Raw genomic sequence first — 22932 nt, 5'->3', positions numbered from 1 at the left:
ATCCACAGAAGCGTGGAATTTCTGCCTGCGGCAATCCACATCTCGAGAAAAGCCGCTACACTGCTGCATCCTGTCATTTCACAGTTGATGCACATGAGCCTGCCTGTACCGCCCGTCGCCTCCGTCCATCCGAAAACGCATACGCTACATGGTGACCGCCGCAACGATCCCTATTTCTGGTTGCGCAATCGCCGTGACCCGGCCGTCATCGACTATCTGAATGCGGAGAATGCCTATGCACAGGCCTACACCGCCGGACAGAAAGCGCTGGAGGCACAACTGTTCGAGGAAATGAAGGGACGCATGCCCGAGGATGATCAATCGGTGCCCTTTACGCTGCATGGTTTCCGCTATTACTCGCGCATGGAAGCAGGCAAGCAATACCCGATCATGTGCCGTCAGCAGGATCAGGTCGATGCGCCGGAAGAAATCCTGCTCGACCTGAATGTCATGGCAGCAGGCAAGCCGTTTCTGTCGCTGGGCGAATTCGATATCAGCCCGGACAGCCGGTGGCTGGCCCTCACCACCGATAGCAAGGGCTTCCGGCAGTACGATCTGCAGATCAAATCGCTCCAGACCGGCAAGTTGCTCAAGGTTCGCCGCAAGCGGGTCACCTCGGTGGCCTGGGCGCTGGATAACGCCACGCTGTTCTATACCACCGAAGATGCGGTCACTAAGCGCTCCAACCAGCTGTGGCGGCTGGATATTCACAGTGGTGAAGACACGCTGATCCACGAAGAGGAAGACGAGCGCTTTGGCGTGGATATCCACCTGACGCGGTCCGAAGCCTATCTGCTTTATTCGATCAGCAGCCACACCACCAGCGAAGTCCGCTATCTGGCTGCGTCCACGCCTAAAGGCCGTTTCAAAACGCTGGCACGCCGTAAGCAGGATGTGGAATACGATGTCGATCATCATGGCGACCATTTCTATCTGCGCATCAACGATACCGGCCCGAATTTCCGCCTGATCCGCACGCCTGTGACGGCCACCACCCGCGCGCACTGGGAAGAAGTGGTGCCACACCATGAGGATGTCTGCCTCGAAGATGTCGATCTGTTCCGCGATTTCCGCGTGCTGCTGCTGCGCGAACAGGGCCAGATGCAGCTGGATATCACCGTACTGGCGAGCGGAGACAGCCATCGCATTACTTTGAATGAAGACTGCTATGCGCTGTTTGGCGAGGTGAACGCCGAATTCGATACGCATAGCTATCGCTTCGGCTACGAATCGATGACGCGGCCGGAAACCATCTATGACTACGATGTATTGACCCGCACGCGCACGCAACTGAAGCAGCGGCAGGTACCGTCCGGCCATGATCCCGAGCAATATGCCTGTGAACGACGCTGGATTGTGGCGCGCGATGGTGTGCAGGTGCCTGTCTCACTGGTGTGGCACAAGGATACGCCGCTGGATGGCAGCGCCCCGCTGTGGCTGGATGGCTATGGCGCCTATGGCATTGCGTCTGATCCCTATTTCTCGGGTGTGCGCCTGTCCTTGCTGGATCGCGGCTTTATCTTTGCCATCGCCCATATTCGTGGCGGCGGCGATCTGGGCGAGCGCTGGCACAAAGCAGGCAAGATGCGTCACAAGATGCGCACCTTCCACGATTTTATCGGCATCGCCGAGGCGCTAACCGGCCCGGATGGCATCGCTGATCGCAACAAGCTGGTGGCCGAAGGCGGCAGTGCCGGTGGCCTGCTGATGGGCGTGGTGGCCAATCTGCGGCCCGATCTTTTCCGCATCATCCTGTCGCATGTGCCCTTTGTGGACATGCTCACCACCATGCTGGACGACAAGCTGCCGCTGACCGTGGGCGAATACGAGGAATGGGGCAACCCGAACCTGCCCGCGCAATACCGCTGGATGCGCGCCTACTCGCCCTACGACAATCTCAGGGCGCAACCCTATCCCACCATGCTAGTGAAAACCAGCCTGCATGACTCGCAAGTCATGTACTGGGAACCGGCCAAATACGTGGCGAAATTGCGCACGCTGAAAACCGATCAGCACCCGCTGCTGCTGGTCACCAATATGGATGCGGGACATGGCGGTGCGTCGGGGCGATATGATCGCTTGAAGGAAGCGGCGTTTGATATCGCGTTCGTGCTGGGGGAGTTGGGGGTGGAGTAAGTAGCGGACGATAGATGGATGCGCTGCAAAGCAGTCATCCGGTTCCAACGTATCAGCAGACAATCAGAACTATTGTGCAGTCCTTCATTATTCGCTGACGCTATTGTTATACTGACGCAGCTCTGGCAAGATCAAGGCGTGGCGCAGGTTTGAAGGGTATAATCCGACGCTCCTATAATAATGTTATGACTGACCGATGGGTCGTTATATTTAATGTTAGATTTCTCATGAACGAACCCCTCACGCTCAAAAACATTGCCCTAAGATTCATAAATCGGATTGCCAATCCAAGCTTTGAAAACAAGGCTATCGGCGCGTTTCTCGTATCGGGCTTTGCATTTCTATATTTTTCACAACCGCTCAGCGTCAACGGAAAGATTCAACTGGATATCGGCTTTCTGAAAGCTGATCTTGCTGCCGGGAACGATCCGAACTGGTATCTCTTTTCACTTGGAGTTATTTGCATCGCTTATGGGGGATACGCCCTTTTCAAGCTGAAATTGTCACCACCAGTCTCACGTCGCAGCGAAATCGGCGAATTGCTGTTAATGATCGAGCAGAAAAAATCCCAGTTAAAGAACGTACAGATTCAACAGTTCTTTTTGGATCTATTCAAAATCAAGGCGCCTGTTCCTATTATCGAAAGGCTCTTGTCTGCAGACGATCCGACCGGCTGTATCTACGACTATCGTTTCGCCAGCCACCTCGTCTCATTGAGCAACAATAGTTTCGTCTCGGCAAAGCCAACAATTGACCATCAGCGCCAAGTCACGGTGTATAGCTGGGCCTACTACATTGTGAGTTTTGCTGCATTAACCTGTATGGCCGCACCACTTGCGCCCTTTCTCGATGCGCCTGCCCGCCAACAACTCTCGGCACTAGGATTTCCATTCGCGATTGCCCTCGGGCTAGTGGCGGCACTGGTTTTGAGTCCTATTCGCGCTCACTCTGCGGCCCTAAGACTTATCGATACACCCGCTGGTGAATCACCAGAAGCCAAGAAGGACAGGGAAACCATATTGAAGTTGCTAAACGAAGTGCATACACCTACTTTCGATAATTTCATCTACTACGGGCGACTTCATTTTATTGACGATAGCATTTTCCACTTTTGGGAAGGACTAAACGGAAAGGTCAATGCCTCAAATTTCTATTTATACGATGAAGACCTCCGAGTTGCTACCTTAGGGCTTCATGCGGCCTGGGGGAAAAGCCTCAGCTTCGGCAAATACTTTATAGACACAAACAACGGTCGTCTTCACAAATTTGACAGTCGGCACGACATTTATCGAGACCAAGAGGCCAAGGCTGCACACGATGCCTTTTCTGAGGCGATCAATAAGGCTGACCAATATCTAAGAGCACTACTTGCGCTCGTTCGCGAGAAATTCCCAGACATTGATATTGAGACCACCAACTCTATTGCACTGGCTGACTATCGGAGCTACCAAGTTGAGAGAATCTAACATTTCATTCCACCGGACCTGCGCGAAAAGCCGCGCAGGCCGGTGAATTCAGACGTTGAACAGCAACAAACACCTACATGCCCGCGAGCGACTTTGATTCAGACCTTCAGGAACTGCACCGGAAGTCGGTCGGCCGACTGATGACGGCCGACGTATACGACGCCGACGCATTCGCAGCGCTCAAATCGAGTCTGTGTGAGAAGGCTGAACTCATCAAGGACGAGCACGTAATTTCAAAGCAGGTGCTCGATTGCCTACTGTCGGCGGCAAAGGCCATAGAGAGCCGGGCCGAGTACATCCCAGCGGTTCGCGCCGATCTGGCAAGAGCGGCAGACTTCTACATGCTGCTCGACCTAATGGTCATCGGCGAGGGGTGCGGCGATCGGATGTCCGGAGTGCCACGTGCAAAGTAGTTTCTGTTCAACCCAACCCTGCATGGCAATCAGATCACCCGCCCAAAAGAAAAAGCCGCGATCTCTCGTGGCTTTTTAATGAACACGACATTCCCCTATGCCAGCACCTGCTCCTCGAACAGCGAGGCGTATACCGCATCGGTAATCGTGCCAAGGCAGCGAATGGCACTTATATCCAATGTGCTTTCAATGGAGGTAGCAATCGCCCCGTCCTGCCAATACTGGCCGCTAAAGGCCTGTGACTGCGTGGCTGCCAGCAGCGAGGCGAGCTGATTGACGCCCTGCTCCAGCGTACTTTGCGGGCTTAATACCGGTGGCAGCAAGGCGGTGGGCATCAGTGAAGCCGGATGGATTGCATTGATACAGATGCCTGCAGGATGCTGTGCTGCCAGATACTTCACATCCATAATCATGGCCGCCTTGCTGCGGCCATAGGCAAATACCGGATGAAATGAATCACGGGAATCGAGATCGTCAAAGTCGAGCGGATATTGTCCCGCTGAGGCAATGTTTATGATTTCGCCATGGGCGCACTGCGCCATGCGCGGCAACAGGCAGCGGCATAGTACTGCAGCAGCAAGAAAGTTAACCTGCCAGACTTGCTCGTAGCCATCCGCCGTCAATTCAGCGGCTGCTTCGAACCCCATACCGGCATTATTCAGCAGATAGAAATGATCTTCGCGATTTAGCTGAATGGCAAATGCCATGGCCGTAAGCGACGACAGATGCGTCATGTCAGCGCAAAGGGTCTCGGCTGTGCCGCCCAGCGCCTGCACCTCCAACTTAAGCTGTGCGAGCTTGCCTGCATCCCTGCCATGCAGATAAAGATGCCAGCCCTGCCCGGCAAAATATCGGGCCAGGGCGCGGCCATAACCACCCGTTGCACCGGTAATCAGTGCTTTAAACATGTGCGGCCTCCGGCTTTAATAAGGTGGCAGCAAATGCTCGTACTCGCTCAACCTTGTGCGTATCGGCAATAGCCTGCACAGCCTGATTAGACGGTTGAGGCGAGGCGAGCGCAAACATTTTCAGGACATTGATTGCGCGACTGCCCGCGCTTAATGCAGGATAGTCCTGAACCACGCCGGTACCCGTATCGACCAGAATCTGCTCATAGGGGCGCACCTCGTTGCGAAAAATCAGGTTGACCGAAATACTCAGGGACTCCGGATAATGCTGTACATGTACATCATGATAAGAATCAAAGTATAAGACTTTACCCTGCGTCAGCTGTTCGCGCCGGTGATGATTCAGCTGAACCATTTTCCCCGGCTTATTCTGAATATCGGATGCCGGAATTTCGTATAGATCCGTCCAGTATCCGGGCCCGGCATAACCCACCGTCAGCAAACGAAAATCATGATTATGCGCCAGCTGATAAGAATATAATTCCCGTTCGAATGACTCGTAAGGCTGACCGGATTGCGGTAACCAAATATTGAGCCGCAGATAGTGACTATCCGAACCACTTAGATAAAAGGATTGCGGTGCATTGAATATCTTTCCAATGTCATCCACCTGATCCATTTTTTCGAATAGCCCCCAGAATAAGTCGGGGTGATTGCCTAATAATCCAAGCAGACGTGCACACTCATCCACGTATTCCCGGGAAAAGCGCTCGTGTGCAATGGTCTCTATGCCATGGTGAAAAGTTGCCAGATCAATGAAGTCGTTCGTCGTTTTTTCATACACGATTGTCATGCCTGAACTCCTGCCAATTTTGCCAGCGCTTTGTCGGCCGCACGTCTTACGTGGGGATGTGGATCATTGACTGCAATTTTCAGACAGTCGACTGCAAGCTCCGGAGCCAGTCGGAACAGGGATTGAATGGCTTGCCAGCGAATTGCATGGCAACTGCTGTGCGTCAGTTCAAGTAAAAATGGCTGCAATCGCGTTTCACCTACTGCAGCGGCCGCTTTGGCCATGAGTTCATAACCCGATAGCAGCGCAGATGTAAATGCCGGATACAATGCCTGTCCGCTGCGATCAAAAAACCACAGGTAATCCATTGCGGGTCGCAAGGTCAGTTCAACTGTCAAAAACTCGGCTTCGGCGATATAGTCCATGACAATTGCCTGTCCGCGCCGCTCGCGCACCTGCATGTCCCGCACATCCTGCCTGCTGGCATGTACCAGACGGGCTGCAGGGTTAAACACCGTCCAGTCCTCAACCCCTTCGATATCATAAATATCCAGCCAAACCGGACCGTTCGAAATAACATGAATAAAACTGTCGACAGCAATACTGTTCAACAGTTTTTTGCTGGGCGCACGCCGTTCAACATGTAACAGAAAGCGGGGATGTTCGATCAGCCGAACCGTGTTTTCGCCAATATGACGGATGCTGCCAGAATCAGTATTGATCCCTGCCGCAATAATTTCGTCCAGATACTGCGCAACAAACCCGGAGGCAACAAACTCAGCCTGCAATGCAGCCAGTGCATCCATATCATCTAGCGCAGAAATAAATCGTGATTTCCATTCATCCAGTGTCATGATCGGCACACCCATTTGTCAAAACAAAAAGACCGATAAATCGTTAGATTTATCGGCCCTTGCTGAATCAGCTTATTTGCAATCCAGTGCCACATAAATAATGATAATTTCAACAATCACTGCACCGCCAGCACCGGCAGGAGCCATTTGAACTTCCAGATCGTCCAGTTGCATCATGTTATTCATGATTGTTTCCTTGATTTAGATTGAGAATTAAACTGCTTACTGGTAAATGCCAGCAAATCGATTCTCAACACGTGTGCAGTCCATGACAACCTGTCAAAATAGACAGCTTGAACGATTCATTTCAACTAATCATTCAAGTGAATTTTATCAAGCGCTCACTTTAATCGTCATTCAGGCAAAATGATTTTCTACGTTATCCGTGATCTATTCACATCCTGAATGTCGCTCGCCCGCATGGACGGCGATTACTTACCGGAATAGCATGTCCAACAACGAAAAAGCCGCGATCTCTCGCGGCTTTTTCATCTCAACTCGTACGCTTACTTATACCGTGGCGGCAGCAGTAGCGCCGGAATCTCGCGCTGATGCGTACGGCCTGCGATCAGCGGGAAATGCACGGACGACGGCCCGATGCTGTGACCGCCCAGTGCGGCAGGCGTACCGTGCATGCGGCCATCGAACACGGCGGCGTGGCGGTTGCTGACGTCACTGCGATCATAGCGGCGCGGCTCGTAGCCACCCGGTGCAGGCGTGACAGGCAGCTCTTTATTAGTGAGCTTGCGAATCGCGGCGAGCTGCTTTTCTTCTTCCGGCGACACCAATGAAATGGCGATGCCACTGGCACCGGCACGACCGGTACGACCGATGCGGTGTACATAGTCTTCCGGATTATTGGGCAGCTCGTAGTTCACCACAAACGGCAGTTCGCTGATATCCAGACCGCGTGCGGCCACATCGGTTGCCACCAGTACGCGCAGGGTGCCATCCTTGAAGGCGGCCATGGTATCGAGTCGAGCCTGCTGGGTGCGGTCGCCGTGAATCGCTTCGCAATTCAGGCCTTCGCGCTTCAGTTCGCGAGCCAGGCGATCGGTGCTCTGCTTGGTTTTGCAGAAGACGATGACCTGATCCATATTGTGATGCTTGATCAGCTGCGACACAACGGTACGCTTGCGGCGATCTTCCACTTCGTGGATGTGCTGCTCGACCAGATCGTTGGTGGCATTGCGGCGTGCCACTTCCACCACCACCGGATCGCGCATGAAATCAGCCGACAGCTTGCGGATTTCCGGGGCAAAGGTCGCGGAGAACAGCAGTGTCTGGCGATGAGAAGGCAGCATGCCGATGATCTTGCGGATATCGAGGATAAAGCCCATATCCAGCATGCGGTCGGCTTCGTCGAGCACCAGAATGTCGACGGTGCCGAGGTTCACACTCTTGCTCTGCACATGATCCAGCAGACGACCCGGTGTGGCGACCAGTACTTCTACACCACGGCGCAGGGTTTCGGTTTGCGGATTCATGTCCACGCCGCCAAACACCTTGGTGGCGCGCAGCGGGAGATATTTACTGTACAGCGCCACGTTTTCGAAGACCTGATCACACAGCTCGCGGGTGGGCGTGAGGATCAGGGCGCGGACCGGGTGGCGAGCCGGCGAGGCGCTGGTATTGGCGTGCGGCTGCAATTTGTGCAGCAGCGGCAGCGTAAAGGCGGCCGTTTTACCGGTACCGGTTTGCGCAGCAGCCATGACATCGCGTCCGCCGAGCACGGCAGGGATCGCCGCAGCCTGGACAGGTGTCGGGTTTTCATAGCCGGCATCGAGCACGGCGCGGAGGATCTCGGGATGCAATCCGAGTGATTCAAACGACATGTATAACGTCACTCCGGGAGTACGGGCGACCGGAAAGAAGCTTCCGGAAACAGGCGTATCAAGAAAAAATGGGGCACACGCCCCACTGCGCGCCGAACTATACGCTTTTCATGCAAAAAATCAAAGACTTTGCACCCTTTATAGCCATAATAAATGCAAAGCGAACCATTGAATCACAAGCAGGGATCGAGCCTTCACGGTAAACTGGCGGGCTTGCTTTTAATCGCACACTGCGAGGAAACCCATGTTTCAGGATGCCCGCAATCATTTGATTACTGTTCGCGACTGCCTGCGCTTTGCCATCAGCCAGTTTTCGCGTGCCGATCTGCACTTCGGTCACGGATGCGCCACGGCCCGCGATGAAGCGGCCTACCTCATCTTGCACACCCTTGGCCTGCCGCTGGACGAGCTGGAACCTTGGCTGGATGCGCGTTTGCTGCCCGCCGAGCGCGATGCCATCCTGAATCTGATCGAAGCCCGTATCACCACCCGCAAGCCATCGGCCTATCTGACCAATGAAGCTTGGCTGGGCGAGTACAAATTCTATGTGGACGAACGCGTGATCGTGCCGCGTTCCTTTATCGCCGAACTACTGGGCGAAGGTCTGTCGCCGTGGATTGAATATCCGGAACTGGTGCATCGCGCGCTGGATATGTGTACCGGATCGGGCTGTCTAGCAGTACTGCTGGCTGAGCACTATCCGGATGCAGAAGTCGATGCAGTGGATCTGTCCGATGAAGCATTGGATGTGGCCGAGCGCAATGTGAATGATTACGGCCTCGCCAATCGCATCAGCCTGATCCAGAGCGATCTGTGGGAAAACATCGAAGGCGAAACCTACGACCTGATCATCAGCAATCCGCCTTATGTGGATGCGCCATCCGTTGAAGCCCTGCCCGCCGAATATCTGCACGAGCCAGAACTGGCGCTGGGTAGCGGCGAAGATGGTCTGGATGCGACCCGCGTGCTGATCGAAAACGCCAGCCGCTTCCTGAATCCGATGGGCGTGCTGGTGGTGGAAATCGGCCACAACCGCGATGTGCTGGAACCACAATATCCGGAACTGGCGTTTACGTGGCTGCCCACCAGCAGCGGTGATGGCTTTGTATTTCTGCTGACACGCGAGGAACTGGTGGAAGCAGGCTATTAAGCAGCCGCCTCCACGGTTACACATCACACGAGAAACTGCACCACCGCCTCGACCTGATCGGCATGCCGCAGCGTCGGGGCGTGACCGACCCCTGCAAACGTTGTCGCGCTGGCCTTTGGACCACGGGAACACATGGCCTCCAGCGTGGCGACGGTGAGCAAATCTGATTCTGCCCCGCGCAGGACATGCACCGGGCATTGAATCGCCTCGTACATCGGCCACAGGTCGATATCCCCACCCGCCATGGCCGCCGCGAACGGTGCCGCAATACCCGGATCGTAGTTCAGCCGCCAGCCGCCCTGCCCGTCCGGCATTAGCATCATATCGGCCAGATCGGCCCATTCAGCATCAGTGTGCGGTCCGAATGGTGCCGATACAGCACGGATAAAGGCTTCTGCATGGGCGCGTTCCTTAAAAGGTGGCGCCTTGCCGACATACTCGGCAATGCGGGCAATCGCAGCCAATGGCAAGAGAGGCCCGACATCATTGAGCAGCAGGCGTTTCACCGGATTGCCCGGCAAAGCAGCCAGCCCCATCCCGATCAGGCCGCCCATCGAGGTGCCCACCCAATCCACCTGATCGACATTCAGCCGCGCCAGCAGCACCAGCATGTCCTGCACATAATGCGGTACGATATAACCCATCGGATTGCGCAGCCACTCGCTGCCGCCGCGACCAATTACATCCGGCGCAATCACCCGCTTGCCCCGCGCCACCAGCGCCTCGGCCAGCACGGCGAAATCCCGGCTATTGCGGGTGAGGCCATGCACACAGACCACGACATCCTTGACCGCCGGATCACCCCATTCCCGATAGTGCATGCGATACGCTCCGCATTCGCGGCCGATCAGAACATTTCCTTCTATCATCCTCATCAAGCAATCCTCGTGCTTTTGCATGCTTACCGGTAAAATCCGACTTCTTTGATCAACTATAGCTGCGCTCGTCCTGCTGCATTCAGTATCAGGCAAAACGCGGCAGATTGCCCACCCATGCGCACCGGTATTCTCTACGCTGCATCAGCTTACCTGATGTGGGGTCTGTTTCCTCTGTATTTTCATGCGCTCAAGGGCGTGGCGCCCGATGAAATCCTGATGCACCGGATGCTGTGGTCACTGGTGTTTTTAGGCGTGGTACTGGCCGTGCGCCGGCACTGGTCGTGGCTGGGGGATGCGCTGCGTTCACCGAAAACCCTGGGACGCTTCGCTGCCAGCGCCAGCTTTCTGTCGGTGAACTGGTTTATCTACATCTGGGCGGTGAATAACGGCCATGTGGTGGACGCCAGCCTCGGTTACTTTATCAATCCGCTGGTGAATGTGATGTTCGGCTATTTCCTGCTGAAGGAACGCATGCGGCCGGCGCAGTGGGCGGCCATTGCCGTGGCTGCGGCCGGGGTGCTGTGGCTCACCATCGATGCGGGACAACTGCCGTGGATTGGCCTGAGTCTGGCGGCGACCTTCGGTACCTATGGACTGCTGCGCAAAACCGCCAGTCTGGGTGCACTGGAAGGCTTGTCGCTGGAAACGCTGATTCTCACACCGATGGCAGTTGCGTGGCTGGGCTGGCTGGAGCTGCATGGTCAGGCGGCGCTGGGCCATACCGATACCACCACCCTGCTGCTGATTCTGGCGGCTGGTCCGATCACTGCCATTCCGCTGTTGCTGTTTGCATCTGGTGCACGGCGGATTCCGATGTCGCTGCTGGGGCTGCTGCAATACATTGGTCCGTCTATCCAGATGATGCTGGGCCTGTTTCTGTGGCACGAGCCTTTCAGCAGCAGTAAGTTTGTGGGCTATGTGATGATCTGGTCGGCGCTCGCGCTCTATGCGCTTGAGGGCTGGCTGGTGAGCCGTAAATAGTCAGTTTCCGAGGTTGATATGCTGTTCGAACATATTATCGAAGTCACCAATCCGGCCGAAGAAGGCCCCATGATCACTCGCACTCAGCTATGGAATGGCCTGCTGCTGCGCGCAGAAGCGCCGGATCTGTTTATGGAAGGCATCGAGGCGGTCGATATCATTGAGCGCCATTCGGACCACATTGTCCGCGAGATTCAGCTGGGCAAGTTTCGCGTGCGCGATGACATCCGCTTTGAATACAACGCAGCGGTGCACTATGAAACTGCCCCAAGCGACGTACACGGCGGCGGCAAGCTCACCATGCGCATTGAATCACCAGAGGAAGGGCACCTGTTCGTGCGCTTCACCTACGATACGCCCGTGCCCGATACCGGAGACAGCGAAGAGGCCAAGCTTTCCGGCTATCTGAAATCCGCTTACCAGCAAATGGACATGGATACCATCCGCACGATTCTGGAAATGGCGGTGGACGGTGAATTACCGGGTGGGGTCGCGCACTGATTTCTTTGGCAAGCTAGCAAATACCTCGCCCAATGTCAGCTGTTCATGCCACATCGTGCCCAGCTCATATCCATATTGGCGTTGCAACGATTGCGCCAGCGTTTCCAGTTCCATCGTATCCCCGCCCAAATGCCAACGTGGATAGTGTGACCGGTAGATTGCAGCAAAGGTATCCGCGGGATTCAGCTTCAGTTTATCGGCATCCCGCCAGATAAATGCATCTGAAATGGCACCTAAAAACATCCGAATGTCAGACTTACTGGTCGCCGGGAACGCTCTCCGCCAGTCACGTCCCTGGCAGGATCTACTGCGGAATTGCGCAGGTGCTGCTCGCCCTTTTATCAAAAGGGCCACCCCACGATATAGCACGAAAACTGCCGCACTGAGTATCTCAATTCGAGTATGCATCCCGATTTACCTAGCCTTTCCGAGGCTCAGAAAAGTTGGCGCGCATATATGGTTACAGAACAGATCATTGTTCGGCGACTTTCTGCTTCAATGCCTGTGCAATCAAATTAGAGATCCCCTCACTTGTCAGCACCCATTTCTGCTCCCTGCATGCATTCCAATCCTGGAATGCACCCACAACCTCAGGTGCCGCGCAAATAGCGAGTGGCTTTTCGGGCAATGGAATGTCCAGCACATTACCGGATTGAACCTCGAACAAATCAAATCCGTCTCCGGATGGCCTTTCTACTTTGAACAGACACACACCCGTACTACTTTCGGTACACGCTATATTCATCACCTTATCTTTTGGTGTGAATGAGTAGTGCATATTTGCTTCTTTATTTTGAATCACGGCACAGCCAGATAATATAGCGGCCACACTCAATAAAGATAGGATGCTGATTTTCATTTACTCCTCCTGCCCATGTATTTCACTGGAATTATTCAATCTCTTATTGCACTTCAATCCTAAATTAATACTCTTGATCGAACTCACTGAACTCCAGCAAAAGTGACTACACGAAACAATAGACAGCCTATTATCGTTCCAATTCCCGTAACAAAATTCGCCAGGATTTCTGGCACCCTGAACACATGATCATCACCACTGTCCAGTAGATCATCGGACCGAAAATCCTGCCATTCACTGCATGATATGCAGCCAGCGCCAGCCCGAATGTGGACAGTAGAGGCAGTAGGAATTCGCGATACAAGATATACAGTGACAAGTTGCGGCGAGCATGACGGAAATGCGAGATATGCCACCACACGCGGGCCATCATGATAATGAGCAACATCCACGGCACCGGGTGGGTGCTGGCATCAGGGGCCTGCATCATCAGTGCAATCAGTAACGCCCCGATGAATTCGGAAAAACTTCCTTTAGCGACCGACAATAGCATCGGCCGCTCTTGCGCCCCTACCCGGCCCAGTTTGATCGATAAGGCAACAAAGAGCAGACCACTCAAGGTTGCGCAGACACTGGCCAGGGTCGCAAATGACGATTGCCACGCTTGCAGATTCATATTCCTCCCCTATTGCGTCCAGCCTGTCTCGGCGGGATCGCGCACTGTATTACGCCTTGCTCTGCTTACCGTCCAGCCCCGGAATCCCCAGCGCATTCCAGCCGTCAATGCCCATTTCGTTCATCAGGGCGATATTGCGATCAAAGATTTCCTCGGCTTCAGGAAAGGCAGCCACGGCACGATCGATACTGCTTTCACGGATCAGATGCAGCGTCGGGAACGGTGCACGATTGGTGTAGTTGGAAATATCGTCCGGCTGGGTATCGGCAAACTGGAATTGCGGATGGAAATTGGCAATCTGCAGCACGCCTTCCAACCCGTTATCTGCCACCGCATCTTCGGCCAGACCGACAAAATCATTGAAGTCGATAAAGTCCGGCAGCAAGTCAGGGATCACGATCAGCGTGGTATCGGTCTGCTCGGGATCGACATTGGCTAGATACAGTAATTCGTCGTCGAGCAATTCCAGCAGTGCATCGAGATGTCGCGCTTCGCTGACCACGATACGGACCTGATTTTTGACATAGACCGCCTTGGCGAAGGGGCACAGGTTCAATCCAATCACAGCCTTCTCAAGCCAGATACGGGTCGCGGAGATAATGTCGTCGTGAGTCATGGTATGCCTTATGGATAGCAACAAGCCCGCAGATGCGGGCCTGTTCAAATGAAATGATGACAGTGTCGCTTACTTCACCGCAACCGGAATCTTGCCGATTTTGGCCTGCCATTCAGCAGGGCCAGTGTTGTGCACGCTGATCCCGGTGGAATCCACGGCCACGGTCACCGGCATATCTTTCACTTCGAACTCGTAAATGGCTTCCATGCCGAGGTCTTCGAAGGCCATGACGCGGCTGGCCTTGATCGCCTTGGAGACAAGGTAAGCTGAACCACCCACGGCCATCAGATAAACAGCCTTGTTGTCGCGAATGGCATCGATGGCAGCCGGGCCACGTTCGGATTTGCCGATCATGCCCAGCAGACCGGTTTCTTCCAGCATCTGGCGGGTGAACTTGTCCATACGGGTGGCGGTCGTAGGACCTGCCGGGCCCACTACTTCGTCACGCACCGGATCAACCGGGCCGACGTAGTAAATGAAACGGTTGGTGAAATCCACCGGCAGCTTTTCGCCCTTGTTGAGCATGTCGGTCATGCGCTTGTGTGCGGCATCGCGACCGGTGAGGATCTTGCCGTTCAAGAGCAGTACATCACCCGGCTTCCAGCTAGCGACTTCTTCGCGGGTAATCGCATCGAGGTTGACGCGCTTGCCGCCGCTCATGTCGTATTCCAGCTTCGGCCAGTCGTCCAGCGACGGGGCATCCAGCTTGGCCGGGCCCGAGCCATCCAGCTCGAAATGCACGTGGCGGGTGGCGGCGCAATTCGGAATGATGGCGACCGGCAGGCTGGCTGCATGGGTCGGGTAATCGAGAATCTTCACATCCAGCACGGTGGTCAGACCGCCCAGACCCTGTGCGCCGATACCGAGTGCATTCACCTTTTCAAACAGCTCCAGACGCAGCTTTTCCACGGTGGAGAGCTCGGCACCGCTGGCGGCCTTGTCTTTCAGATCCTGAATGTCGATATGCGACATCAGCGATTCCTTGGCCAGCAGCATCGCCTTTTCCGGTGTGCCGCCAATGCCCACACCAAGAATACCGGGCGGACACCAGCCTGCACCCATGGTCGGGACTGTCTTGATGATCCAGTCGACCAGAGAATCGGACGGATTCAGTGCAGCGAACTTGGACTTGTTTTCCGAACCGCCGCCCTTGGCTGCGCAGGTCACTTCGACCTTATCACCGGCCACGATTTCGTAGTGAACCACGGCAGGCGTGTTGTCCTTCGAATTCTTGCGGCCACCAGCCGGATCGAGCAGCACTGAGGCGCGCAGCTTGTTATCCGGATGGTTGTAGGCGCGGCGTACGCCTTCGTTGATCATCTCCTGCACGCTCAAAGTGGCATCCCACTGAACGTTCATGCCCACCTTAATGAACACGACGGCGATACCGGTGTCCTGACAGATCGGGCGACGACCTTCGGCACACATGCGCGAATTGATCAGAATCTGCGCCATCGCATCGCGGGCAGCGGGGCTTTCCTCACGCTGGTACGCGGCATAAACGGCGTCGATGAAGTCTTTGGGATGGTAATAACTGATGAACTGGAAGGCATCGGCAATGCTGTCGATGAAATCCTGCTGACGGATGACAGTCATGGGGCTTAACTCCGGTTTGTCGGGGCAACACTCAATCTTATCAGATCGCAGCGCAACATCCGAGCATGCCGGTAGCTGATCGCGTACACTTTCGCCCATGCTGATCTCCCCTACCCACCTGACGCACGAACAACGCGACATCATCGCTGAATCACAACGCTCCCAGCTGGTCTTTGCCACCGCAGGCTCGGGCAAGAGCACCACGCTCGCGCATGCCATCCTGCAGCGGTTACGCGATGGCATCGAGCCCAATCGCATGCTGGTGCTCACGCACAGCCAGCCCGGACGCAGGCGGCTGAATCAACTGCTGGACTCGGTAAAAGGATCGGGTGCGATGCCGCAGGTGGTGACCGTGCATGCGCTGGGGATGCGCCTCTATGAACGACTGGTGGACCACGGCTGGCTGCAGGAAGGTGCCACGCTGGTGACTCGCCACGAACATGGCGAGCAGCTGCGCGAACTGATGTTCGAAGCCATGGCCGCTGCAGCACAGGATACCGATGACGATGCGTTTGCCCTCAATACCGATAATGCCGACACCCTGCTCTACCTGATCGATCTGATCAAAGCCAAGCGCGAGTTGGCGCGGCAGGATCATGTCGATAGCTACGGCGACGACGAATGGCTGGCAGAGCAACTGGGGGTGGAGCCGCGCGTGCTGGCGGTGTACCGGCATTTCGAACGTATCCGCCGCCATCGCGGCTGGATTACTTTTGCCGACCAGATTCACGAGCCGCTACAGACCTTTGTCCGCGAGCCGGAGTCGCGGCGACTGGCCTTTCTCGGTGCGGAATATGTTGTGATCGACGAGGTGAATGATCTCAGCCGGGCGCAACTGCAGCTGATTCGTCTGGTGGCCGGGCCACGCGCCATTGTGCTGGCGGCCGGGGATGAGAGCCAGTGTATCCAGCTGGAGCACGGCTCGGAGCCGCGCCTGATGCGCGAAGAGTTCGCCACGCTGTTTCCGCGCGTGCGCAGTATGAGTCTATCCGGTTCATTCCGCTTTGGCAGCAAACTGGCAGGCGCCATGCGGCGATTTATGACGCGCTCAGCCGAACCGCCCTTTACCGAATGCCAGTCACTTAGTCAGCGCGATACTTCCATCGACCGCATTTACAGCGCCGATCAGGCTGATGAAGCTGCGCAGATCGTAAAACAGGTGAAACGCGAAACTGGCCGTGATCGCGCACTCAAAGACATCGCCATTCTGTTCCGCGATGGCGCAGATCGCGTCACAACCGAACTGGCCCTGATCGCCGCCGGATTACCTTATCGACTGCTGGGCGGTGCACCGATTGGCGAGCGCGAAGAAAGCAATGCGCTGATGGGCTTGCTGGCTCTCGGCGGCAACCGGTTGTCCAGCCTGCCTCGTCCGCGTCGTCACACCTGCATTCAGGCCGCGCTCGATCTGATCCTGCCCGGTCACGAACAGGTACTGGATAGTGGTGACATCTGGCGCCTGTGTGACTTTCCCGAAGAGCTGGGCGAGTTCGACGTGCTGTCACGCCACGCGGCCAGCCTGATCGAACGGAGCGGACGCAATAGCCCGATTGCACGACAGGCGCGCTTGCTGAGCGAACATGGCAAGTGGCTGATCGGCATCGACAGCGAGATGCCCGCAGCAGATGCCCTGACCGATATCCTGAGTAAACTAGCCATCGAAAGCCACGCACGCCTGCGGTGGCTGGACCGTGAACGGCTCGAGGAACGACTGCGCACGCATCACCGGTTGATTGAATGGTTTGCCCGTGAAGCGATGACGGTGGCACACGCATTAACCGCTATCGAGCAGATCAATCAGCGTTATCAGTACAGCAAACGCGAGGATGCCGTGTTTCTGGGCAGTTTTGCACAAGCCAAGGGGCACGAATGGCCGGTGGTGATGCTGGGTGGCTTATCGAGAGATCGCTTGCCCCTGCCCTACCGTCGCCGCTGGGTAGAAGCGCGGCAGCATGCGAGCAATGAACGGCGTCTCTTCTATGTGGGTGCAACGCGAGCCGTGAAGCGTCTGATTCTGATCGCACCGGAAGATGCTGCACTAAAGGCGGCCAATCGCAAGACCACCTACACTGCACCGCCAGCCGATCATCAGGCCAGCGCATTCCTGTATGAATTGCAGCTGCGCGCCGCACACGAGGATAAGCGGGCTTAAGCGCTACTTTTGCGGGGTAGCAGACGCAGGCTGCGGCTTGCGTCCCGACGCATCAATACCCAGCTTGAGCCCAGCCGGATTGGCGACGGTGACTTTGTCGTCAAACGGCGGGAAGATAGGTTTCACGGGTGCCTCGAAGCGCACCAGAATATCGTAGTAGCTACGCAGATTCTCCACGAACACCACTGCCTCGCCTCCACGCGCAAAGCCAAATTTGAGATTTTCGTAATGCTCGGGTTCGCGCAGTAGTGGCAGCACCTGCTTCACATCTTCCCACAGGCTGGGATTCTTTTTCTGCTTTTGCGCCAGCACACGGGCATCTTCAAGGTGCGCCGTGCCGATGTTATACGCTGCCAGCGTAAACCAGGTGCGATCCGGCTCGACAATCTTGTCAGACAGACTGGACTTCAGCATCGAGAGATATTTGGCGCCGCCGAGGATGCTCTGACGCGGGTCGAGGCGATCATGAACCCCCATACGGTTGGCGGTATCGTTGGTCAGCATCATGATGCCGCGCACGCCATAGGGCGAGGTGGCATGCTTGTCCCAGTGCGATTCCTGATAGGCTAACGCTGCCAGCAATCGCCAGTCGATCCCATAGGACGCCTCGGCTTCGACAAAATACTTTTTCAGTTTGGGCAGCGTGGTAATCCGCTGGGTGAGGAATTCGGACGCATCGGCCGTTTCCAGCCGCAAGGAATAGCCGTAATAGCGGTCGAAGAGTTTGCTGAGAGCGCCACTCTTACGGATTTTACTCAGGTGCGCGTCTACCAGCGGCCCGAGGGTTGTATCGCTTGCGTCCGCCCACATCCAGGCTGCATTGAGCGGTTGACCAACCATAAACGCGATTGCCACGTCAGGATAGAAATTTTGTGCCGCGTCGGCAGCACGCTGATCTACCACCGCATAGTCAATCAAACCCGAGGCAACCCGTTCAATCAACGCCTCATCGTCATAATCATTATCGACAATAAAGCGCGCCTTGGGTGCTTTGGCCTGCAAGGTGGACATGGCCGGCTCAACCGCAGGCGAAACCCAGATTTTGTCTTCCAGATCCGTCAGGCGTGCCGGAGCCTCCGCATCATCGCGCACCACCACGACGGGTTGCATGCGCGCATATTCCTGGCTGACATGCATGCCCGCGTCCCCACGCCGGGTCATCCCCACCGCCATGTGTGCTTCACCGCGTGCAAGACGCTGCACCATTTCGGCCTGATTAGGGGTCACAACCAGTTTAATATGCCAGCCTTGCGCCTCGGCAAACTGGCGGACCAGATCGTACTCGGGGCCAGCATATTTGGACTCGGCATCAACAAAGAAACTGGTTGCCCCATTGCGAATCAGAACCACCAAGTCCTGATCCTTACTCGGCATGGCCAGTCGCTTTTCTGCAGGCTTGGCCGGCGCTTGCGTGACGCGATCACACCCCGCCAGCACCAGCATGGATGCGGCCAGACATGCGATTCGTTTGCACCAGTTTAGCATCTGCCCTGTCGCCAAAATGACCCCTTACTCGTTGATTAGCCTCACATTCTGCCATGTGACATGGCGAGACTCCAAAAAATTCATGCTTGGCGTATTGACAAACGGTGGCCCGCACCTTGATAATGCGCGGCTCCCGGAGAGGTGGCAGAGTGGTCGAATGTACCTGACTCGAAATCAGGCGTGGGCGCAAGTTCACCGAGGGTTCGAATCCCTCCCTCTCCGCCAGATACAGAAAAGGGCCTGCAAGCAATTGCAGGCCCTTTGTCTTTTGCTTAATTCTTTTCAGCATCCGGCACACTGAGCGCCGCAGGCAGGCCGATACTGCCTGCGGTTGCGTGTATTCTTCTGTGTATCCTTCTACTCCTTCATGCAATCATCCATGAGGCGACACCCTGCAGATGATGTCTACACCAGTACAGAATGCCTCTAGCGAGCAGACACTGGAGGCTGCATCGTGTTTACCCCCAGCTCACTCGTCGTCCGGCAATCCCGTCGACCCGCGTATTGAGCGGGCATTGCTGGAAATCACCCGGCATTTCCGTGAACCGCTATCGCTAAATAGCCTTGCCCTCTCGGCCGGGTTGTCACCCTATCATTTTCATCGGCTTTTTCTGGCTGCTATGGGCGACACCCCCATGGCCTATTTGCGGCGGGTCCGGGTATTGCATGCCGATCATTTACTCGCCGCCTTGCCAGATGCCTCCCTCCTAAGTATTGCGCTAGAAAGCGGCTTCAGTTCCGCAGCCTGTTTTTCCCGTGCCTACAGGCAGGTGTTCGGGCAGACACCAAGCGATGTTCGAAATAGTCTCATTCGTCACCACCCAGCAAAATCGACCTATCCGTCCTCCCCCCTTCAGCTTTACCGGATGCCAACCCGTCATCTTCGTGTGACCAGACATTTACTGGACGATGCAGTCATCTCCGAGGCGCTGTGCAGTATGGCCAGCAAAAACTACCCGCCTGACGAGGCAATCATTGGCATCTTCGCCGACGCGCCATTTCATGTGCCACCGTCTGACTGTCGATATTTTCTGGCATGGACGTCTGACACCGGCGATGAGTGCGAACAGGATGTACTGACTCTCCCCGGCGGAGACTATGTGCGCATGGTATTTACTGGCCCGACCGTGGACCAGGGAAACGCTGTTTTTGCTTTTCATGATACGGTACTGCTGCCATCTGAATACGCACTCGCATCTACCCTGTTTTTTGAGCGGCTAAGCCCGTCTCAGAGCGGCGCGTGGCATTACGCCGATTGCACACGAGTGCTATTTTTCAAGGTCAGACGCAAAGGCGAACCCGTCCTGTAAGTCTGCCGGCAATAGCAAGTAATGCAAAGCCTCGCAAATGGGGAATCACTAAGATCGACTCATTCCCCCGATGGAGTAAGCGCAATGCGTTCTGGGATTACCTATGGCTTTTATCCCCTGATTGTTACGCTGACGGCTTGCTTTGCCTGGCTGAGTTTTACTGGTCAAGCCGACCCGCAACGGGCCTTTACCGTGTTTACTGCGGTCCGCTTTGCGGTATTTATTGCCACCGAATTCATCTGGCCGTGCCAGCCTCAGTGGGGCATGACCTGGATTAGCTTCGTGCGTGATTTGAAATATATGGTGGCAGGTGGCGCCGTCATGCAGACCGTTAAATTTCTGACGGCCTGGCTGGCCATCGGCACCGCCCCTGCTGCAGCCGCCGGGCTGGCCTCGCTACCGCTTGTCCTGCAGATTGTGATCGCACTACTGGTGTACGACGGCCTGCAGTACGCCATCCATCGCTATTGCCACGAAGGACGCGGGCGGCTCGGCCAGTTTATGTGGCGCATGCACGCGGTTCATCACCTGCCAAAACGCGTTTATTTTCTGATGCACCCGGTGATGCATCCGCTCAATATGCTGATCGTGGCAGCGATCGGTTTGGTTCCATCTTTCTGCCTCGGCATCAGCCGCGAAGCGCTCTTTGTATTCAACCTGATCGTGGGCATTCAGGGATTGTTTTCGCACTTGAATGTCGACATTCGCGTGGGTCCGCTGAACTATCTGCTAATCGGTACCGAGCTGCACCGTCGCCATCACAGCAACACATTGCACGAGGCCGGCAATTACGGTGCTGTCATCTCGTTCTGGGATCTGCTATTGGGCAGCTTCTCGTATGATCGCGGACAGCTACCAAGCGGCTTAGGCGTTGCTGACAACACCCGCTACCCGAGTAGCAACCGCTTTCTAGCCTGCCTTGTACTGCCATGGCGGCAGCACCCGAACAGCGACCGTCAGGCTGAGCCATAGTCGCATCAAGCCTTAACCTCCCATGAAGCCGGGCGCCAGCACAGGAGATAGGCGCTTGAATGACTATTTCTTGTCAGCATCCGGCACAAACTTCAGCACATTGCCATTGATGCAATAACGCTTACCGGTCGGAGGTGGGCCATCGTCAAACACATGCCCCAGATGAATGCCAGAACTGGCGCTGATCACCTCGGTCCGCTTCATCCCATCACTACGATCCTCACGCAGGATAACGGATCCGGATAGCGGGGTGAAAAAGCTGGGCCAGCCCGTGCCGCTATCAAATTTGGTATCGGTTCGAAAAAGTGCCACACCCGTCACTGGATCGACAAAGGTACCGGGTCGTTTTTCGTCCAGATTCGAGCCCGTAAACGGAAACTCGGTTCCTTTATCGAACGCGATCTGCCGCTGCTTGGGTGTCAGCAAATAGAACCCCAGCCACTTCCAGAAACGCGGCGCATCACCGTTGTAGCCTGTAAAGCGGGATACTTCCTTGCCTCGCTCGAATAGCACAATGGTGGGTGTTGCGAATAGCGGCTTTTCCAGAGACCAGCTTTCGGGCGCACGCGGGACAAGCGTCCGGACAATCGGGACCGGAGAGCGCCAGTGATCGAGAATGTCGGTTTTGAATCGTGCACAGAATGCACAATCCTTTCCTTCGAATACGATCAACTGTCGTTGGGCATTCAGCTTTTTAACGTCCAGCGGCAAGGCATCACCTGCAGCAGGTTTAACCACACTGGCATCGGCTGCAGCTACTTGCGCCTGCGGATATTTGACACCCGTCCCACCCAAACCACAGTATCCATCCGGATTCTTCTGCAGATAGCGCTGGTGATAGGCTTCTGCTGTAAAGTAAGTCTTGAGCGGCGCAATATCGGTCGTAATCTTGCCGTACCCTGCTGCAGTCAGCGCCTTCTGATATGCATCCCGTGTCTGAATCGCAATCGCCTGCTGGCTGTCCTGCAGGGTGTAAATGGCGCTGCGATAATTGCTGCCGACATCATTGCCCTGGCGATCGCCCTGGGTCGGATCGTGATTTTCCCAGAAACGCATCAGCACGGTCTTCAGATCGGTTTTGCGGGTGTCGAAGGTCACCTTCACCACTTCCGCATGATTGGGCAGATTACTGCGCCCTGCTCGACGGGCCATTTCCTGATCGTGAATCGCCTCGTATTTACCAGCCACGCTGCCATTTGCGTATCCGCTTTCGATGGCGATCACACCGGGCAATGCGCCCATTCGTTTTTCAGCACCCCAGAAACATCCCATCCCCAGCACGACTGATTCTTGCTGGGGCGAAGATACGACTGGCGACTGGCTGGTCCCGCTCCCTGCATGCACCAGACTACAGGCGGCAAACAGGCTAAGCGAGCACCTTTGCAGGAAAGATCGAAACATGATGCTGTACCTCTCGTCATACTCAAAAAGTACTCATTAGTCGTACAGGTGCGGCAAATCTGACGGCAAT

Annotated in this window: 21 protein-coding genes and 1 tRNA gene; 10 read left to right on the top strand and 12 right to left on the bottom strand. The window is 55.5% G+C overall.

Annotation, left to right across the window (positions count from 1 at the left end):
• The first annotated feature begins 93 nt into the window (after positions 1–93).
• The 3 genes from KSF73_10850 (at position 94) to KSF73_10840 (ending at position 4015) form a co-directional block, all read left to right on the top strand.
• A complete protein-coding gene (locus tag KSF73_10850) occupies positions 94–2136 on the top strand; it encodes a S9 family peptidase (GenBank protein MBV1776209.1) in 2043 nt (680 codons plus the stop codon).
• A 227-nt stretch (positions 2137–2363) separates the two neighbouring features.
• Positions 2364–3602, top strand: a complete 1239-nt coding sequence (locus KSF73_10845) for a hypothetical protein (protein MBV1776208.1) — start codon at positions 2364–2366, stop codon at positions 3600–3602.
• A gap of 77 nt (positions 3603–3679) precedes the next feature.
• Positions 3680–4015, top strand: a complete 336-nt coding sequence (locus KSF73_10840; protein ID MBV1776207.1) for a hypothetical protein — start codon at positions 3680–3682, stop codon at positions 4013–4015.
• Between the two features lie 95 nt (positions 4016–4110).
• Here the strand turns inward: KSF73_10840 and KSF73_10835 are convergent, their stop codons facing one another.
• From KSF73_10835 to KSF73_10820, 4 genes are all read right to left on the bottom strand, one after another.
• Complete coding sequence (locus KSF73_10835) at positions 4111–4923, bottom strand: SDR family NAD(P)-dependent oxidoreductase (protein ID MBV1776206.1); 813 nt, start codon at positions 4921–4923, stop codon at positions 4111–4113.
• Positions 4916–5716 (bottom strand): hypothetical protein, encoded by an 801-nt coding sequence (locus KSF73_10830; protein ID MBV1776205.1) that lies wholly within the window; start codon positions 5714–5716, stop codon positions 4916–4918. Before KSF73_10830 ends, KSF73_10835 begins: the two co-directional genes overlap by 8 nt.
• Positions 5713–6510, bottom strand: a complete 798-nt coding sequence (locus KSF73_10825; GenBank protein MBV1776204.1) for a HEAT repeat domain-containing protein — start codon at positions 6508–6510, stop codon at positions 5713–5715. Before KSF73_10825 ends, KSF73_10830 begins: the two co-directional genes overlap by 4 nt.
• A gap of 506 nt (positions 6511–7016) precedes the next feature.
• Positions 7017–8345, bottom strand: a complete 1329-nt coding sequence (locus KSF73_10820; GenBank protein MBV1776203.1) for a DEAD/DEAH box helicase — start codon at positions 8343–8345, stop codon at positions 7017–7019.
• Between the two features lie 244 nt (positions 8346–8589).
• Between KSF73_10820 and prmB the strand changes: the two genes are divergently transcribed.
• The gene (prmB, locus tag KSF73_10815) at positions 8590–9495 is read left to right on the top strand and encodes a 50S ribosomal protein L3 N(5)-glutamine methyltransferase (GenBank protein ID MBV1776202.1); all 906 of its coding nucleotides are present in this window, start codon (positions 8590–8592) and stop codon (positions 9493–9495) included.
• 23 nt (positions 9496–9518) lie between these two features.
• Here prmB and KSF73_10810 read toward each other — a convergent pair whose 3' ends face one another.
• Positions 9519–10316 (bottom strand): alpha/beta hydrolase, encoded by a 798-nt coding sequence (locus KSF73_10810; GenBank protein ID MBV1776201.1) that lies wholly within the window; start codon positions 10314–10316, stop codon positions 9519–9521.
• Between the two features lie 171 nt (positions 10317–10487).
• Here KSF73_10810 and rarD point away from each other — a divergent pair, with 171 nt between their 5' ends.
• Positions 10488–11354 carry an EamA family transporter RarD gene (gene rarD / locus KSF73_10805; protein MBV1776200.1) on the top strand — a complete coding sequence of 289 codons (867 nt, stop codon included), beginning with the start codon at positions 10488–10490 and terminating at the stop codon, positions 11352–11354.
• A gap of 18 nt (positions 11355–11372) precedes the next feature.
• Positions 11373–11855, top strand: coding sequence for a DUF1857 family protein (locus tag KSF73_10800; GenBank protein MBV1776199.1), 483 nt, complete (start codon positions 11373–11375; stop codon positions 11853–11855).
• Here KSF73_10800 and KSF73_10795 read toward each other — a convergent pair.
• The 5 genes from KSF73_10795 to KSF73_10775 all read right to left on the bottom strand — a co-directional run bounded on the left by KSF73_10795 (position 11832) and on the right by KSF73_10775 (position 15542).
• The gene (locus tag KSF73_10795) at positions 11832–12098 is read right to left on the bottom strand and encodes a hypothetical protein (protein ID MBV1776198.1); all 267 of its coding nucleotides are present in this window, start codon (positions 12096–12098) and stop codon (positions 11832–11834) included. The two genes, KSF73_10800 and KSF73_10795, sit on opposite strands and share 24 nt — an antisense overlap.
• Before the next feature lie 229 nt (positions 12099–12327).
• Positions 12328–12714 carry a hypothetical protein gene (locus tag KSF73_10790; protein ID MBV1776197.1) on the bottom strand — a complete coding sequence of 129 codons (387 nt, stop codon included), beginning with the start codon at positions 12712–12714 and terminating at the stop codon, positions 12328–12330.
• Positions 12715–12844: 130 nt separating this feature from the next.
• Positions 12845–13330 carry a hypothetical protein gene (locus KSF73_10785; protein ID MBV1776196.1) on the bottom strand — a complete coding sequence of 162 codons (486 nt, stop codon included), beginning with the start codon at positions 13328–13330 and terminating at the stop codon, positions 12845–12847.
• Positions 13331–13379: 49 nt separating this feature from the next.
• A complete protein-coding gene (locus KSF73_10780; protein ID MBV1776195.1) occupies positions 13380–13946 on the bottom strand; it encodes a DUF1415 domain-containing protein in 567 nt (188 codons plus the stop codon).
• Between the two features lie 69 nt (positions 13947–14015).
• Positions 14016–15542 (bottom strand): fumarate hydratase, encoded by a 1527-nt coding sequence (locus KSF73_10775; GenBank protein MBV1776194.1) that lies wholly within the window; start codon positions 15540–15542, stop codon positions 14016–14018.
• A 97-nt stretch (positions 15543–15639) separates the two neighbouring features.
• Here KSF73_10775 and KSF73_10770 point away from each other — a divergent pair, with 97 nt between their 5' ends.
• The gene (locus KSF73_10770) at positions 15640–17694 is read left to right on the top strand and encodes an ATP-dependent helicase (protein ID MBV1776193.1); all 2055 of its coding nucleotides are present in this window, start codon (positions 15640–15642) and stop codon (positions 17692–17694) included.
• Positions 17695–17697: 3 nt separating this feature from the next.
• On the opposite strand, the gene mltF is transcribed toward KSF73_10770, so the two are convergent.
• On the bottom strand, positions 17698–19179 hold the full coding sequence (gene mltF / locus KSF73_10765) for a membrane-bound lytic murein transglycosylase MltF (protein ID MBV1776192.1): 1482 nt from the start codon (positions 19177–19179) through the stop codon (positions 17698–17700).
• Between the two features lie 135 nt (positions 19180–19314).
• On the opposite strand from mltF, the gene KSF73_10760 reads away from it, so the two are divergent.
• The 3 genes from KSF73_10760 to KSF73_10750 all read left to right on the top strand — a co-directional run bounded on the left by KSF73_10760 (position 19315) and on the right by KSF73_10750 (position 21461).
• Positions 19315–19404 (top strand) — tRNA-Ser (locus KSF73_10760).
• A 173-nt stretch (positions 19405–19577) separates the two neighbouring features.
• Positions 19578–20489, top strand: coding sequence for an AraC family transcriptional regulator (locus KSF73_10755; protein MBV1776191.1), 912 nt, complete (start codon positions 19578–19580; stop codon positions 20487–20489).
• An 84-nt stretch (positions 20490–20573) separates the two neighbouring features.
• The gene (locus KSF73_10750) at positions 20574–21461 is read left to right on the top strand and encodes a sterol desaturase family protein (GenBank protein MBV1776190.1); all 888 of its coding nucleotides are present in this window, start codon (positions 20574–20576) and stop codon (positions 21459–21461) included.
• A gap of 63 nt (positions 21462–21524) precedes the next feature.
• Here the strand turns inward: KSF73_10750 and msrA are convergent, their stop codons facing one another.
• On the bottom strand, positions 21525–22862 hold the full coding sequence (gene msrA, locus KSF73_10745) for a peptide-methionine (S)-S-oxide reductase MsrA (protein ID MBV1776189.1): 1338 nt from the start codon (positions 22860–22862) through the stop codon (positions 21525–21527).
• Between the last annotated feature and the right edge of the window lie 70 nt (positions 22863–22932).

The organism is Burkholderiaceae bacterium DAT-1 (genome assembly GCA_019084025.1).
GTDB lineage: Bacteria > Pseudomonadota > Gammaproteobacteria > Burkholderiales > Chitinimonadaceae > DAT-1.
This window is presented reverse-complemented; position numbering and strand designations above follow the sequence as displayed.

Excerpts from the sequence above, each read along its gene's own strand:
- KSF73_10780 (MBV1776195.1), bottom strand. The coding sequence starts at position 13,946 with ATGACTCACGACGACATTATCTCCGCGACCCGTATCTGGCTTGAGAAG.
- KSF73_10770 (MBV1776193.1), top strand. The coding sequence starts at position 15,640 with ATGCTGATCTCCCCTACCCACCTGACGCACGAACAACGCGACATCATC.
- KSF73_10825 (MBV1776204.1), bottom strand. The coding sequence starts at position 6,510 with ATGACACTGGATGAATGGAAATCACGATTTATTTCTGCGCTAGATGAT.
- KSF73_10810 (MBV1776201.1), bottom strand. The coding sequence starts at position 10,316 with ATGCACTATCGGGAATGGGGTGATCCGGCGGTCAAGGATGTCGTGGTC.
- msrA (MBV1776189.1), bottom strand. The coding sequence starts at position 22,862 with ATGTTTCGATCTTTCCTGCAAAGGTGCTCGCTTAGCCTGTTTGCCGCC.
- KSF73_10795 (MBV1776198.1), bottom strand. The coding sequence starts at position 12,098 with ATGTTTTTAGGTGCCATTTCAGATGCATTTATCTGGCGGGATGCCGAT.
- KSF73_10775 (MBV1776194.1), bottom strand. The coding sequence starts at position 15,542 with ATGACTGTCATCCGTCAGCAGGATTTCATCGACAGCATTGCCGATGCC.
- KSF73_10830 (MBV1776205.1), bottom strand. The coding sequence starts at position 5,716 with ATGACAATCGTGTATGAAAAAACGACGAACGACTTCATTGATCTGGCA.
- KSF73_10845 (MBV1776208.1), top strand. The coding sequence starts at position 2,364 with ATGAACGAACCCCTCACGCTCAAAAACATTGCCCTAAGATTCATAAAT.
- KSF73_10755 (MBV1776191.1), top strand. The coding sequence starts at position 19,578 with ATGATGTCTACACCAGTACAGAATGCCTCTAGCGAGCAGACACTGGAG.
- KSF73_10840 (MBV1776207.1), top strand. The coding sequence starts at position 3,680 with ATGCCCGCGAGCGACTTTGATTCAGACCTTCAGGAACTGCACCGGAAG.
- KSF73_10800 (MBV1776199.1), top strand. The coding sequence starts at position 11,373 with ATGCTGTTCGAACATATTATCGAAGTCACCAATCCGGCCGAAGAAGGC.
- KSF73_10850 (MBV1776209.1), top strand. The coding sequence starts at position 94 with ATGAGCCTGCCTGTACCGCCCGTCGCCTCCGTCCATCCGAAAACGCAT.
- KSF73_10820 (MBV1776203.1), bottom strand. The coding sequence starts at position 8,345 with ATGTCGTTTGAATCACTCGGATTGCATCCCGAGATCCTCCGCGCCGTG.
- KSF73_10785 (MBV1776196.1), bottom strand. The coding sequence starts at position 13,330 with ATGAATCTGCAAGCGTGGCAATCGTCATTTGCGACCCTGGCCAGTGTC.
- prmB (MBV1776202.1), top strand. The coding sequence starts at position 8,590 with ATGTTTCAGGATGCCCGCAATCATTTGATTACTGTTCGCGACTGCCTG.
- rarD (MBV1776200.1), top strand. The coding sequence starts at position 10,488 with ATGCGCACCGGTATTCTCTACGCTGCATCAGCTTACCTGATGTGGGGT.
- KSF73_10750 (MBV1776190.1), top strand. The coding sequence starts at position 20,574 with ATGCGTTCTGGGATTACCTATGGCTTTTATCCCCTGATTGTTACGCTG.
- mltF (MBV1776192.1), bottom strand. The coding sequence starts at position 19,179 with ATGCTAAACTGGTGCAAACGAATCGCATGTCTGGCCGCATCCATGCTG.
- KSF73_10790 (MBV1776197.1), bottom strand. The coding sequence starts at position 12,714 with ATGAAAATCAGCATCCTATCTTTATTGAGTGTGGCCGCTATATTATCT.
- KSF73_10835 (MBV1776206.1), bottom strand. The coding sequence starts at position 4,923 with ATGTTTAAAGCACTGATTACCGGTGCAACGGGTGGTTATGGCCGCGCC.